This window comes from Klebsiella sp. K5-306, assembly GCF_051835185.1.
GTDB classification, from domain to species: Bacteria; Pseudomonadota; Gammaproteobacteria; order Enterobacterales; family Enterobacteriaceae; genus Klebsiella; species Klebsiella oxytoca.
In genome coordinates this window covers 43,988-57,609 of sequence record NZ_JAIFJY010000020.1, presented here as the reverse complement: position 1 = coordinate 57,609, position 13,622 = coordinate 43,988, and the positions used below count along the sequence as shown (strand labels likewise).

The 13,622-nt window shown below is 56.5% G+C and carries 12 protein-coding genes and 4 tRNA genes; 5 read left to right on the top strand and 11 right to left on the bottom strand.

Annotation, left to right across the window (positions count from 1 at the left end; genetic code table 11):
• Positions 1-60: 60 nt before the first annotated feature.
• From yigB to lptM, 5 genes are read right to left on the bottom strand one after another with little or no spacing between them, the layout of a single operon-like run.
• Positions 61-777: a 5-amino-6-(5-phospho-D-ribitylamino)uracil phosphatase YigB gene (gene yigB, locus K2184_RS24360; RefSeq protein ID WP_016808215.1), complete on the bottom strand. Its 717-nt coding sequence runs from the start codon at positions 775-777 to the stop codon at positions 61-63.
• On the bottom strand, positions 777-1,679 hold the full coding sequence (gene xerC, locus K2184_RS24355; RefSeq protein WP_004107682.1) for a tyrosine recombinase XerC: 903 nt from the start codon (positions 1,677-1,679) through the stop codon (positions 777-779). Before xerC ends, yigB begins: the two co-directional genes overlap by 1 nt.
• Positions 1,676-2,383, bottom strand: coding sequence for a DUF484 domain-containing protein (locus tag K2184_RS24350; protein ID WP_004107681.1), 708 nt, complete (start codon positions 2,381-2,383; stop codon positions 1,676-1,678). The genes xerC and K2184_RS24350 overlap by 4 nt, the downstream gene beginning before the upstream one ends.
• Positions 2,380-3,204 carry a diaminopimelate epimerase gene (gene dapF / locus K2184_RS24345; RefSeq protein WP_004107680.1) on the bottom strand — a complete coding sequence of 275 codons (825 nt, stop codon included), beginning with the start codon at positions 3,202-3,204 and terminating at the stop codon, positions 2,380-2,382. The genes K2184_RS24350 and dapF overlap by 4 nt, the downstream gene beginning before the upstream one ends.
• Before the next feature lie 25 nt (positions 3,205-3,229).
• A complete protein-coding gene (gene lptM / locus K2184_RS24340; protein WP_016808214.1) occupies positions 3,230-3,433 on the bottom strand; it encodes an LPS translocon maturation chaperone LptM in 204 nt (67 codons plus the stop codon).
• Positions 3,434-3,571: 138 nt separating this feature from the next.
• On the opposite strand from lptM, the gene cyaY reads away from it, so the two are divergent.
• Positions 3,572-3,892, top strand: a complete 321-nt coding sequence (gene cyaY / locus K2184_RS24335) for an iron donor protein CyaY (protein WP_004107678.1) — start codon at positions 3,572-3,574, stop codon at positions 3,890-3,892.
• Positions 3,893-4,048: 156 nt separating this feature from the next.
• Here the strand turns inward: cyaY and cyaA are convergent, their stop codons facing one another.
• Positions 4,049-6,598 carry a class I adenylate cyclase gene (gene cyaA / locus K2184_RS24330; protein WP_163525610.1) on the bottom strand — a complete coding sequence of 850 codons (2,550 nt, stop codon included), beginning with the start codon at positions 6,596-6,598 and terminating at the stop codon, positions 4,049-4,051.
• A gap of 346 nt (positions 6,599-6,944) precedes the next feature.
• Between cyaA and hemC the strand changes: the two genes are divergently transcribed.
• The 4 genes from hemC to hemY are packed head-to-tail and all read left to right on the top strand — an operon-like array spanning position 6,945 to position 11,035.
• Entirely contained in the window at positions 6,945-7,886 is a 942-nt protein-coding gene (hemC, locus tag K2184_RS24325) for a hydroxymethylbilane synthase (RefSeq protein WP_032726923.1), read from the top strand.
• On the top strand, positions 7,883-8,623 hold the full coding sequence (hemD, locus tag K2184_RS24320) for a uroporphyrinogen-III synthase (RefSeq protein ID WP_163525612.1): 741 nt from the start codon (positions 7,883-7,885) through the stop codon (positions 8,621-8,623). The genes hemC and hemD overlap by 4 nt, the downstream gene beginning before the upstream one ends.
• A gap of 21 nt (positions 8,624-8,644) precedes the next feature.
• Positions 8,645-9,835, top strand: coding sequence for a uroporphyrinogen-III C-methyltransferase (hemX, locus tag K2184_RS24315; RefSeq protein WP_004107672.1), 1,191 nt, complete (start codon positions 8,645-8,647; stop codon positions 9,833-9,835).
• Positions 9,836-9,838: 3 nt separating this feature from the next.
• On the top strand, positions 9,839-11,035 hold the full coding sequence (hemY, locus tag K2184_RS24310; protein ID WP_004107671.1) for a protoheme IX biogenesis protein HemY: 1,197 nt from the start codon (positions 9,839-9,841) through the stop codon (positions 11,033-11,035).
• 584 nt (positions 11,036-11,619) lie between these two features.
• Here the strand turns inward: hemY and K2184_RS24305 are convergent.
• From K2184_RS24305 to thrP, 5 genes are all read right to left on the bottom strand, one after another.
• Positions 11,620-11,696 (bottom strand) — tRNA-Pro (locus K2184_RS24305).
• Positions 11,697-11,741: 45 nt separating this feature from the next.
• Positions 11,742-11,828 (bottom strand) — tRNA-Leu (locus tag K2184_RS24300).
• 22 nt (positions 11,829-11,850) lie between these two features.
• Positions 11,851-11,926, bottom strand: a tRNA-His gene (locus K2184_RS24295).
• Between the two features lie 55 nt (positions 11,927-11,981).
• Positions 11,982-12,058, bottom strand: a tRNA-Arg gene (locus K2184_RS24290).
• A 105-nt stretch (positions 12,059-12,163) separates the two neighbouring features.
• Positions 12,164-13,546 carry a bifunctional threonine/serine APC transporter ThrP gene (thrP, locus tag K2184_RS24285; RefSeq protein WP_004107670.1) on the bottom strand — a complete coding sequence of 461 codons (1,383 nt, stop codon included), beginning with the start codon at positions 13,544-13,546 and terminating at the stop codon, positions 12,164-12,166.
• Positions 13,547-13,622 lie beyond the last annotated feature (76 nt).

The window sequence follows — 13,622 nt, the reverse complement described above, 5'->3', positions numbered from 1 at the left end:
AGGCGCCCGGCAACGTTTGGCTCGCCGGGCTACTGTTAATTTATACAGAACTACTGACGATTATATCAGCGAGGTCAGAGATGCCAACCGTGAAATTTCGATGTGCGGCAGCAGGCGGCCATCGGCGGCACGCATCAGGTCTGCGCCCTGCGGTTTGATCCAACAGGCCTGCATGCCGCAGCGAATAGCGCCTGCGACATCGGTCGTCAGATCGTCCCCGACGTGCAGAATCTGCCCCAGAGGAAGCTCCAGCCGCTCCGCTGCGAGATGATACATATCGGCAAAGGGCTTAGAGCGCCCGTCAGGGCCCGCGCGCAGCACGAAGCGGAAGTAGTCGCTCAGGCCAAAGAGTTCCGGCTGGGCGTTGCCGTTGGTAATGGCCACCAGCGGCCACTTTTCCGCCAGCTGCGCCAGCGTATCGTGCGTCTCCTGCGGAACGTCAATCAGGCTGCGCCAATGAGCGAAATTCGCCATCGCTTCATCGGCCCCCGTTTTCGCCAGCGTCGCTGAAAGCCCGGCGTTGATCATCCCCAGCTCCAGCGCGCGGCGGCGCCATTCGGTCACATCGTGGTAAATTTCCGGCTCTGACGCCAGCAGCGTCTGGCGCAGCCGGTTAAGCTCGCTGGCGTCAAATTGGCTCAGAGAAGGGTGGTAGCTGCGCACAAAGCTCAGCGACTCATGCAGCGTCCGGTCAATCACCGGGCGGTTGTCATAAAGGGTATCGTCCAGGTCAAACGTCAATGCTGAAATCTGGCCCAGAGGTCGGTAAAAACGCATCATTTCCCCCGTTTGGCGCGCGGATGTGCCGCATCGTACACCGACGCAAGGTGTTGAAAATCGAGATGGGTATAGATTTGAGTGGTGGAAAGGTTAGCATGGCCCAGAAGCTCCTGCACCCCGCGCAGATCGCCGCTCGACTCCAGCATATGGGTCGCGAAGGAGTGGCGCAGCTTATGCGGATGCACGTGGCTGTTGAGCCCCTGCTTTATGCCCCATTCGGCAAAGCGCTTTTGCACGTTGCGCGCGGAAATTCGCTTCCCCAGTTTAGATAAGAACAGGGCGTCCTCATCGGCACCGAACAGTCCGCGCAGATCGAGCCAGTGCTCAATCCACACCACCGCATTGCGGCCAATCGGCAGGCGGCGCTCTTTGCTGCCTTTGCCCATCACCCACACCTCGCCGGATTCCAGATCGAGGTGCTTAATATCGAGATTCACCAGCTCCGAAAGACGCAACCCCGCGCCGTACATCACTTCCAGCATCGCCCTGTCGCGTACCGCCAGCGGATCGTTGAGATCGATATCCAGCAGCCGATTAACGTCGTCGACGTCGATATTTTTCGGTAGATGGCGGGGTATTTTCGGCGCCGAAATCCCCTTCGCCGGATTCGCGGCCAGTTCGCCCTGGCTCACCAGCCAGTCAAAGAAGCTGCGTAAGGCGGAGAGACGTAAGGCCAGGCTGGCAGGCCCCAGCCCCTGACGACGGCTGCGCACCGCCAGGCTACGGACCTGGGCGGCATCACACTGCTGCCAGCTTTTCAGCCCGGCGCTATCCGCCAGCGCGATAAGCGTTTCCAGCTGGCGGCGATAGTTCAGCAGCGTTATCGGGCTCAGCTGACGCTCGACGCCAAGATAGCGTAAGAAGCGTTCTACGGGAGCAAACAGAGGCGAGTCGGTCATGCGCGTTCAATCCAGCGCTCCAGCAATCCCGGGAGCATCGACGCGATTTCCTGCAATAGCTGCGTTCCCTGCCCTTGCTGATAGTGCTGGGGGTCGCGACTGCTGAATATCATCACTCCGGGGGCGTCGTCTCCCCCCAGCAGCGACATCGCCACCGATCCGATGGCTTTAGCTTCCGGCAGCACGACCAGCAGCTCGGGGCCGTTTAAAGCGCCAAGATAATGGCGCTGTTGTCCAAGACGCTGAATGCGAATAGGCTCAAACGCCTGACGGCTTATCGCCAGATGGGTGAATTTGGAAGGCGCGCCGAGCCGCCAGCGGTCGGGAAACAGGCGCACCGTGGCGCCCGCCAGACCCAGCTCGCGCGCCCAGCGATGAAAGCGGTTCAGCATTTCGTCAAGGCTATCGGCCGCCGCCAGCCGCGTTTGCAGGTGAAACAGGCGCTGAAACAGGCTTTCGTTAGCCGTCGCCTGCTCCATCAGCAGCGTCATATTTTCTTCCAGCACGTTGATATGGTTCCGCGCCCGCGCCATGTGCCACTCCACCAGCGAGACCGAACCACGCACCGGATGCGGCACTGACATGTGTTCCACCAGCGCCGCATTACGAATAAAGAATTCAGGATGTTGCAACAGATAGTCCACCACTGCGCGATCGTTTAGCTCGCTGGCAAGTTCCTGTTGTTCTTCCCCGACTTGTTTCATAAATGAATAAATCCGTCATAGACATGTGCCGCCGGGCCAGTCATATACAACGGTTGGCCCGGACCTTTCCAGGCGATATCCAGACGCCCGCCGGGTAATTCCACGCGGACCTCCTCGCCCAGTAATCCCTGCTGGATACCGACTGCCGCCGCCGCACAGGCGCCGCTGCCGCAGGCCTGAGTTTCCCCCGCACCGCGTTCATACACGCGCAGGCGAATATGAGAGCGGCTGATCACCTGCATAAAGCCGATGTTCGCCCGCTCCGGGAAGCGCTCGTGGTTTTCCATCACCGGGCCGAGCGTTTCCACCGTCGCGGTTTCCACATCATCAACCTGGATAACGCAGTGCGGGTTACCCATCGACACCACGCCGCACAATACTGTCTGTTCAGCGGCGCGCATAATATAGGTCTTTTCCGCTTTGTTGGCGCGGAACGGCACCTGGGACGGTTCGAAGTTTGGCTCACCCATATTGACGCGCACCAGATCGTCTTCCGTGACGCTTAATACCATACGGCCATTCGAGGTACTGACGCGGATATCACGTTTATTGGTCAGGCCTTTCAGACGCACAAAGCGGGCGAAACAGCGCGCGCCGTTGCCGCATTGCGCCACTTCGCTACCGTCGGCATTGAAGATACGATAGTGGAAGTCGAGCTCCGGATCGTAAGGCGGCTCCACCACCAGCAGCTGATCGAAACCCACGCCAAGATGCCGATCCGCCAGACGACGGATCAGTTCAGGTGAGAAAAAAACATTCTGCGTTACTGCGTCAACGACCATAAAGTCGTTACCCAGGCCATGCATTTTAGAGAACTGCATTTTCTACTCCAGCTGCGCGGAACTGTCAGTAATTCACCTGGGTCGGGCCACCGCTATCGCCGCGATCGTTCCGATCCGGCGTAGAGCTCTGGATACCGCTATCAACCGGCTTAGTCGGCGGAGGCGCCGTCTTATCCGCCGGCGGGAAGTAAAGCGGCCCTTTCAGACCACAGCCGCTAAGGCTGAGAACCGCTAATAAAACGGCAAGCGCTGGGAAAACGTTTTTCATGGATAGTTGCCCGTGATTCATTCTTACTGCTTTCTATCATCGCAGGAGAAGACGTAAAAGCAAGCGTTTAGCATCCCACTGCGCGCGCTTTTGTTTCGCGCTATACTGCCGCCACTATCAAAAAAGCGGGAAAGAACCATGAACGACAGTGAATTCCATCGCCTGGCCGATACCCTGTGGATGACCATCGAAGAACGCCTTGACGACTGGGACGGCGACAGCGATATCGACTGTGAAATCAACGGCGGCGTACTGACTATTAGTTTTGAAAACGGCAGCAAGATTATTATCAACCGTCAGGAACCGCTACACCAGGTGTGGCTGGCAACGAAACAAGGCGGCTACCATTTCGACTTAAAAGGCGACGAGTGGGTATGCGACCGCAGCGGCGAAACCTTCTGGGATCTGCTGGAACAGGCGGCGACCATGCAGGCCGGTGAAGCGGTGAGTTTTCGCTAAGAGAGCGTGATACGAATTCCCCGGATTGCGGCTAACGCCTTATCCGGGCTACAACAATCCCTATCGCCCTGTAGCCCGGGCAAGCGCAGCGCCCCCGGCAAGTCCACCCGTAGAAGATTTCAAACCTATTACACCCTCAAGGCCCGCAGTTCAGGCTCAGGAGTAGTGCTGTAGCATCAGTGATGAGGCAGCATCCTGACCGGCTGAAGCGGTGGCAGCGGCAATCACCTGGCTGCGGAACGGAATCACCTGCTCGCGACCGTCAACGTCGACGATTTGATAAAACTGCGGCAGGTTAAAGTTGATAAAGCTGGAACCGTAGGTAAAACGGTCATGGGATGAAGAGTAGAAGCGGCTGACGTCGCGCACCAGCTCCTCTTTGCTACCTTCGCAGTGGTGATACACCTCGGCGCGGTTGCTCTCATCGAGGATATAGATGTTAAAACCGTTATCGTTATCCGCATCTTCGAAGAAGAACTGAATAATCCCTTCGCTGGCAAAGCCGTCCACTACCTGCGGCAGCCTGACGTGGTTAGTCTCCACCTGCACCGACAGCCCGTGCAATTTGTTATGAGAAATCGCGCCATAGAATTCGATGGCGTTTTCCAGTTTCTGAACCGAAACGTTAAGACGCTCGAAGAACAGCCCCCAGGTCTGCCCGGAAACGCGTAGCGCTTTAAAGCGGCCGGTATCCTGACGGGTGCTGGAAAGACGCAGCTCAACGCATTCAGACACCAGCTGCTGTACGCGAGTGCGGATCAGACCGCGCAGATGCTGGCTATAGCAGAAAACCTCCACGCTATCCGGCGGCGCGGCGTCCTGGTGCATCTTGCCAAGAATGGTCTTCAGCGCTTCGATCATCGCCTGCTCGCCGTTAAAGTGCAGCGTACGCACCTCGTTCCACGAGTTGCGGTACAGCAGGTCGATGCTGCCAATCAGGCACTTTTGCTCTTCGCCGAAGCTGAAAACATCCAGCTTGCGGAAGTCAAAATGCACCACCTGATTGCGGAAGGCCGCCGTCGGGTCATATTCCAGGTTGACGATAATCGCCAGATGGCGGATTTCGCACGGACTGTACAGCGCTTTCGGCGTCGGAGAAGGCAGGCGCAGCGGGAAGTGATGCGCCACATCGGCCACCATCTCCTGCAGCTTCGCCAGATCGACAATGCCGTTGCCCTTAATAAACAGGCGCGTACGTGACGTCAACAGGCCGTTAAACCAGGCCCAGGCCACCAGCTTATTAAGATAACGGTTATATTCCAGCGGCTGATGGCTGATGATCGATTCCATGTCCGGCGCCCGGTTATAGACATACCAACCGGTGCGGTTGGCGCGGCCCGGCGGCACGTGGATAAAGGTCAGATTCGGCTCAGACAGATCCGGTGAAATTTGCGGGTTTACCAGGGTGACTTTCCCCGGCAGCGCTTCAAAGGCGGCGTACAGCTTACGCGTCAGCACGCCAATATCCTGCGGGCTGGCGGAAACGCTCAGGTTATTGCGGCGCGCAAAACGAATCAGGTTACGATAGCTCTGCATCATCGCATCAAGCAGTTCGTTGTGCGCTTTACGGACTTCGTCAATCTTCCAGTTGGCCCGGTTGTCGAGCATCATCAGACGCTTTTCATCCCAGCCCCACTCTTTCACCAGGTGACTGACGACTTCGCGACGCCAGCCGACGCAGGCGCGCTCGCGGCTCAGCTTCTCGCAGACCTTTAAATAGAAACATCGACGCACCAGATCGAGGCGCGTTTCATCTTCGATGGCCTGCAGATAGAGCGTCACGCGCTCCAGCATCATGCAGTAAGGATCGAGGCCAAACGAAACGATCTCACCGTCATGCAGGCGCTGTTTGATATCTTTCGCCAGCAGGCGGTTATTGGGGTACTCCCAGGAGTACGCTTCCAGCAGCAGCGTTTTCAGCACGGCCTTATAGGGCGAGTCGATGCTTTTATACAGTTGCCAGAGGCTGGCGCCGAAGTACTCTTCGGCCGACAGAGAACTCAGGCCGCCGAGATCCAGCCATTCGTTCGGCGTCAGTACGCCCTGCGCGTAGAGGCTCATGACGTAATCGTCGTAATGCTCTTCTTCATCGCACGGCACCATATTCCACAGAATACGTTTGCCGGCAAGGCGCACCGCGGTACGGTAAAACTCATCCAGCAGCAGGATATGCTGGGTGGAGCCGCAGTCTTCGCCGCCCAGGCTGCCGCTTTCGTTATGACGGAAGCGGTTTTCGTCGATCAGGAAGAAGCTGACCTCGACGCCCAGCGATGCCGCCCAGCTCTCCAGCAGGCTACATTTACGCTGCAGCAGCTGACGCTCTTCAGTGTCAAGCCAGGACTGGTGGCAAACCCAGATATCCAGGTCAGACGAACAGCTTTGGCCGACGGAAGATGTGCTGCCCATAGAGTAAAGGCCGGTGATCGGCAGCTCGCCTTTCGGCGGCTCCTTGGCCAGCATGCCACGGTTGAGCTCGAGCTCATCAAGATAGTGACGTTGGGTTTCATCAGGCGTGTAGAGGCAAATGCCACGGGGAACGTTACCGTCAAGGTAACCCGGCATCAGCGGATGATGATAATGTAGTAATGTCGGCAGTAGACTGTAAACCTGCTGGAAAGCGGGTCCCATGGCAGCAAGGGCGCGATCCACGCGCAATTGGTTGATGGCATCCAGTCTCTGTTTCAGTGTCTCAATATAGAGGTACAAGACATATCGCCTGATGTTCAAAAACCCGACGTACAATAGTACGGAGAGTTTCAGTATTTCAACAAAAACCGTCACCATTCGTCGTCGGTGTGGTTGTGGTGAACTGCTGACTGACAAATGGTTTAAAACGTGATCAATCTAACACCTTGCTGATTGACCGTAAAGAAAGATGCGCTACATACAAGTGTAGCACCCTTTACTACGTGTAAATTCTTCACTACGTTTGCGGCAACCCGCAAACGCATGAAAGGCTAAAAAGATGGCCGCGACCCTTAACCCCACAAAACTAACATCCCTAAGACAACAATGTTAGGATGGTTAGTGGTCGACAATGACGGTAACAAGCATGTTAGACAAAGTTTTGAGAATTGCCACACGGCAAAGCCCGCTTGCGCTATGGCAGGCACATTATGTGAAAGAGCGTCTGGAGTCCTGCCACCCGGGGCTTTCCGTTGAACTGGTGCCTATGGTCACCCGCGGCGACGTGATCCTTGATACGCCCCTTGCAAAAGTGGGCGGTAAGGGTCTGTTTGTGAAAGAGTTAGAGCTGGCGATGCTGGAAGGCCGCGCCGACATCGCCGTCCATTCGATGAAAGACGTACCGGTGGAGTTTCCCACAGGGCTTGGGCTGGTGACCATCTGCGAGCGTGAAGATCCGCGCGATGCGTTTGTCTCAAACCACTACGCTTCCATTGATGAATTGCCGCACGGCAGCATCGTTGGCACATCAAGTTTACGCCGTCAGTGTCAGCTGGCCGCAGCGCGGCCGGATCTCACGATCCGCTCCCTGCGCGGCAACGTAGGCACGCGTCTGGGCAAGCTTGATAGCGGCGAGTATGACGCCATTATTCTTGCCGCCGCAGGGCTAAAACGCCTGAACCTGGAGGCGCGTATTCGTCAACCGCTATCGCCGGAGCAATCGCTGCCCGCCGTTGGCCAGGGCGCGGTCGGCATCGAGTGTCGCCTTGACGACGAATGGACCAAAGCGCTACTGGCCCCGTTGAATCATACGGAAACGGCCATACGCGTACGCGCTGAACGGGCGATGAACACCCGGCTGGAAGGCGGCTGTCAGGTGCCAATCGGCAGCTATGCCGAACTGATCGACGGTGAGCTATGGCTGCGCGCGCTGGTTGGCGCGCCGGATGGCTCACAAATGGTGCGCGGCGAGCGGCGCGGCCGTGCGGAAGAGGCAGAAACGCTCGGCGTCTCTCTTGCCGAAGAGCTTCTGAATAACGGCGCTCGCGACATACTTGCCGTCGTCTATGCAGGAGAAGGTCCACAATGAGTATCCTGGTCACCCGTCCGCTGCCGCAAGGCGAAGAGTTAGTCAGCCGCCTGCGCGCGCTAGGGCGCGTGGCCTGGAGCTTTCCGCTCATTGAATTTACCCCTGGACGTCAGCTTCCTGAGCTGGGCGGCCAGCTGGAAAACCTCGCGGCTGGCGATTTGCTCTTCGCACTGTCCCAGCACGCCGTTGAGTTTGCCCACTCTCGCCTCCAGCAGCAAAGGCTGCGCTGGCCTTCGGCGCCTGACTATTTTGCCATTGGCCGCACCACCGCGCTGGCCCTGCATAAAGTCAGCAATCGTCATGTTCGCTATCCGTTAGATCGGGAAATCAGCGAAGTCTTGCTACAATTACCTGAATTACAAAACATTGCGGGGAAAAGAGCGCTCATCCTGCGCGGTAACGGCGGGCGGGAATTACTCGGTGATACGCTTCGCAAACGCGGTGCTGATGTCACTTTTTGTGAATGTTATCAACGTAGTGCAAGGCACTATGATGGCGCAGAAGAAGCAATGCGCTGGCAGTCTCGCGGTATTTCAACGCTGGTCATTACCAGCGGCGAGATGCTGCAGCAGCTCTGGACGCTGATACCACAGTGGTATCGCGAACGTTGGCTCCTGAGCTGTCGCATTTTAGTTGTCAGTGAACGTCTGGCCGAGCAGGCCAGAGAATTGGGCTGGCAGGATATCCAGGTTGCCGATAGCGCCGACAACGATGCGCTGCTACGCGCATTACAATAACTCTCAACATTGGAAGCCATAATGACGGAACAACAGAATCAATCCGCCGTGGTTGAAGAGACCAGGGAGGCCGTGGACACGACGTCACAGCCAGAAAATAACGTAGAAAAGAAAAACGGCGGCAGTAAAACCAGCCTCGCGCTGAGCGCAATAGCTATTGCTATCGCCCTCGCCGCTGGCATAGGTCTTTATGGCCTGACGAAGACCCAGGCAACCCGCCAGAGCGAAGCCAGCGCCGGGCTATCCAGCCAGATCGCCGCGCTGCAAAAAGCCCAGGAAAGCCAAAAAAGCGAACTCGAAGGCATTATTAAGCAGCAGGCCGACCAGTTGACGGAAGCGCAGCGTCAGCAGGAGGCTCTGGCGAAGAAGCTGGAAGAAGTTCAGGAGAAGGTTGCGGTTATTTCCGGCAGCGACGCAAAAACCTGGCTGCTCGCGCAGGCGGATTTCCTCGTGAAACTGGCCGGACGTAAGCTGTGGAGCGATCAGGACGTAACGACCGCTGCCGCGCTGCTGAAAAGCGCCGACGCCAGCCTCGCCGATATGAACGATCCGAGCCTGATCGCCGCGCGCCGCGCCATTACCGACGATATTGCCTCGCTTTCTGCCGTGAGTCAGGTCGACTACGACGGCATCATTCTGAAGGTGAACCAGCTCGCCAACCAGATCGATAATCTCCGTCTGGCGGACAACAACGATGACGACACGCCGATGGATTCCGATAGCGATGAGCTATCCAGCTCCATTACCGAATGGCGTGTAAACCTGCAAAAAAGCTGGCAGAACTTTATGGACAGCTTTATTACCGTTCGCCGCCGCGATGAAACCGCCGTGCCGCTGCTGGCGCCGAACCAGGACGTCTACCTGCGCGAAAATATTCGCTCCCGTCTGCTGGTCGCAGCGCAGGCCGTCCCTCGCCATCAGGAAGAAACCTACAAACAGGCTCTGGATAACGTCTCGACCTGGGTTCGCGCTTACTACGACACGGAAGACGCCACCACCAAAGCCTTCCTTGAGGATGTGGATAAGCTCAGCCAGCAAAGCATCACCATGAACGTACCGGAAAACCTGCAAAGCCAGGCGCTGCTTGAGAAACTAATGCAGACGCGAGTGCGTAATCTGATGGCGCAGCCGGCTGAACCCCAGACCAGCGCGCCGGCACCTGCCCCTGCACCTGCAGCCCACGCGCCAACGCCTGCGCCACAAGGAGAGTAACGCATGTTGAAAATTCTCTTACTCTTCGCGCTGCTGCTTGCCGGGATTGTGGTCGGGCCGATGATCGCGGGTCATCAGGGCTACGTGCTAATCCAGACCGATAACTACAATATTGAAACCAGCGTGACCGGGCTTGCGATCATCCTGATCCTCACCATGGTGGTACTGTTTGCCATTGAGTGGCTACTGCGGCGGATTTTCCGCACCGGCGCACACACCCGCGGCTGGTTCGTTGGCCGTAAGCGTCGTCGCGCCCGTAAGCAAACCGAGCAGGCGCTGCTGAAGCTGGCGGAAGGTGATTATCAGCAGGTTGAGAAGCTGATGGCGAAAAATGCCGATCACGCTGAACAGCCCGTTGTGAACTACCTGCTGGCAGCGGAAGCCGCCCAGCAGCGTGGAGATGAAGCTCGCGCTAACCAACATCTGGAGCGCGCTGCTGAATTAGCCGGTGACGATCTGATCCCTGTCGAAATAACCCGCGTACGTCTGCAGCTGGCGCGTAATGAAAACCACGCCGCCCGCCACGGTATTGACAGGCTGCTGGAAATCACGCCGCGTCATCCGGAGGTTCTGCGCCTTGCCGAGCAGGCCTACATCCGTACCGGCGCCTGGAATTCGCTGCTGGATATCATTCCGTCAATGGCGAAAGCCAACGTCAGCGATGAAGAGCATCGCGCTGAACTGGAACAGCTGGCGTGGATTGGTCTGATGGATAAAACGCTGGCCGACGGCGGTAGCGAAGGTTTGCGCGACTGGTGGAAAAGCCAGAGCCGTAAAACCCGCAGCCAGGTGGCGCTACAGGTGGCGATGGCGAATCGTCTTATCGAAAGCGACGATCATGATACCGCGCAGCAGATTATTATCGAAGGTCTGAAAAAGCACTATGACGACCGTCTGGTTATGCCGATTCCGCGGCTGAAAACCAATAACCCTGAGCAGCTGGAAAAAGTGCTGCGTCAGCAGCTTAAAACGGTCGGCGATCGTCCGCTGCTGTGGAGTACGCTGGGGCAATCGCTGATGCGCCACGGTGAGTGGCAGGAGGCCAGCATCGCGTTCCGCGCAGCCCTCAAGCAGCGCCCGGATGCGTTTGACTACGCATGGCTGGCGGATACTCTTGACCGCCTGCATCAGCCGGAAGAAGCGGCGACGATGCGTCGCGACGGCCTGCTGTTAACCCTGCAAAACAATCCGCAGCAGTAATGTCACTCTCGCCTCCGCCGGGGGCGAGAATCACTTCCTCTCCCGCCGGAACGTTTCCCGCTCCCTGAAAAGAAAAAAACGCCTGCTCTGAAACCAGGGCAGGCGTTAAAACAGGTCTGTTTGACAACAAATTGGGTGCTTCACTCAACGTAGTGTCCATGGTGTTTGATGAGGCTATATGCTTCATCCTTCACGCTGTCTCTTCGTTAGCTGCACACGCTCACTCCAGTCACTTACCTTTGTAAGCTCCTGGGGATTCCCGTGCTGGCCGTCTCGACACATCATGAATGATTTAGCATATAAAATGCGACATCTGTCAGTGGACGATAAGCACCGTAAAACGGCTCTGCATCATTCCTGAGTTTATGAGGCACTAAGGCGAACATAAGAGATGGAATGAGCATCTACCCGATTATTATCGCACAGGATCAGGAGAAGATGCATCTATCTGAACAAAGAATTGGGACTATTCTGGACAATAAATGACGTCAGGGTTAACGAAGTATTGTTTGCGATATCAGGGAGATAAACGTTTTTCTGCAGAATCAGAAAACAAAAAACCCCGCCGAAGCGGGGTTCAAAATTGGTCGGCGAGAGAGGATTCGAACCTCCGACCCACTGGTCCCAAACCAGTTGCGCTACCAAGCTGCGCTACTCGCCGATGTACTGCTTTTTTGAATTTTTAGTTCAATTCTTTATAAAGTCGTGGTGCGAGGGGGGGGACTTGAACCCCCACGTCCGTAAGAACACTAACACCTGAAGCTAGCGCGTCTACCAATTCCGCCACCTTCGCAATTTCACAACTTTCTAAATAATGGGGTGGCTAATGGGATTCGAACCCACGACAACTGGAATCACAATCCAGGGCTCTACCAACTGAGCTATAGCCACCACTGCAAATCTTTTACGCGGTATTGAAACCACCGCAGCTCCAGCACCGGGTAAATGGTGCGCCCGACAGGATTCGAACCTGAGACCTCTGCCTCCGGAGGGCAGCGCTCTATCCAGCTGAGCTACGGGCGCTTAGCGCCGTTGCGGGGTCGGATAATACGGACTTCCTACCCCGCTGTCTAGTGCCTTTTAAAAGAAAATTATCGTTTGCTCATGCTTTGTGCGTTTTGTTGCTTATTACGCCACATTATCAACATTTCCGCGTCGACCAAGGCCAAATACCTTATAAATAAGCGTCACGGCGGCGAGGAAAATAATTCCGACAAAGAGCGACATACGCGTATCGTCGTTAAATCCCATCCCTATCAGCACGCAAACCAGGAACGCCATGGTTAAATAGTTTGCCCACGGGAATAGCAGCGAGCGGAAAGGATGGCTGGCCATCGCTTCTTTATGTACCAGACGAAAACGTAGCTGGCTAATCAGAATTACGAACCATGGCACCATTCCCGGCAGCACGCTGGCGCTGTAGACGTAAACAAATACCCGCTGTGGATTAGGAATAATGTAGTTCAGGCACGAACCGACCAGCAGAATCAGGATCGACAGCGCCACGCCCGCCGACGGCACGCCGTTACGCGAAACTCTGGCGATGGCCGCAGGCAGCTGGCGATTCTTTGCCAGCGCGTAGAGCATCCGTCCACAGCTATACATTCCGCTGTTACAACCGGAAAGCGCCGCCGTCAGCACCACAAAGTTGATAATCCCTGCCGCTGCGGTGATACCGATTTTGGCAAAGGTCAGCACGAACGGACTGCCGTTGGAGCCTATCTGATCCCACGGGAAAATAGTGACGATCACAAAAATCGCCCCGACATAGAAAATCAGGATTCGCCACAGCACTTTGCCGACCGCGCTACGCAGAGTGACCTGCGGATTTTTCGCTTCACCGGCGGTGATCCCGATAAGCTCGACGCCCTGATAGGAAGCGACCACGATGCATAGCGCCGTCAGAAAGCCCTTCCAGCCGCCGGCAAAGAAACCGCCGTGCTCGGTCAGATTGCTAAAGCCAATGGAGTGTCCGCCGTTGCCAAAGCCAAAGAAGATGACGCCCAGCCCCACCACGATCATGACAATAATGGTGGTCACTTTAATCATGGCAAACCAGAATTCAATTTCGCCGTACAGACGTACCGCCGCCAGATTCGCCAGCGCGACCAGCCCAACCGCGATAAGCGCCGGTATCCACTGCGCCATCTCCGGGAACCAGAACTGGACATAGACCCCGATCGCCGTAATCTCCGATATCCCGACCGCCATCCACATAAACCAGTAGGACCAGGCGGTCAGATAGCCAAAAAACGGGCTCATATAGCGGTGCGCATAAACAGCGAACGAGCCGGTAACCGGTTCGAGGAACAGCATTTCGCCCATCGAACGCATAATAAAGAAGACGAAGAGCCCCGCGATAATATACGCCAGCAGAACCGAAGGTCCGGCCCACTTCAGCGTACTTGCCGCCCCCATAAATAGTCCCACGCCAATCGTGCCGCCAAGGGCGATTAGCTCAATGTGCCGCGCCTCCAGTCCCCGCTGAAGTTCCGCTTTTTTCTCAGTCATATAGCCTCTTGTGTTTGCCCTGCTCCGGATTTAAGCGCATCCCAGGCGAGATGGGCTTATGCCGGTTATTTTTATG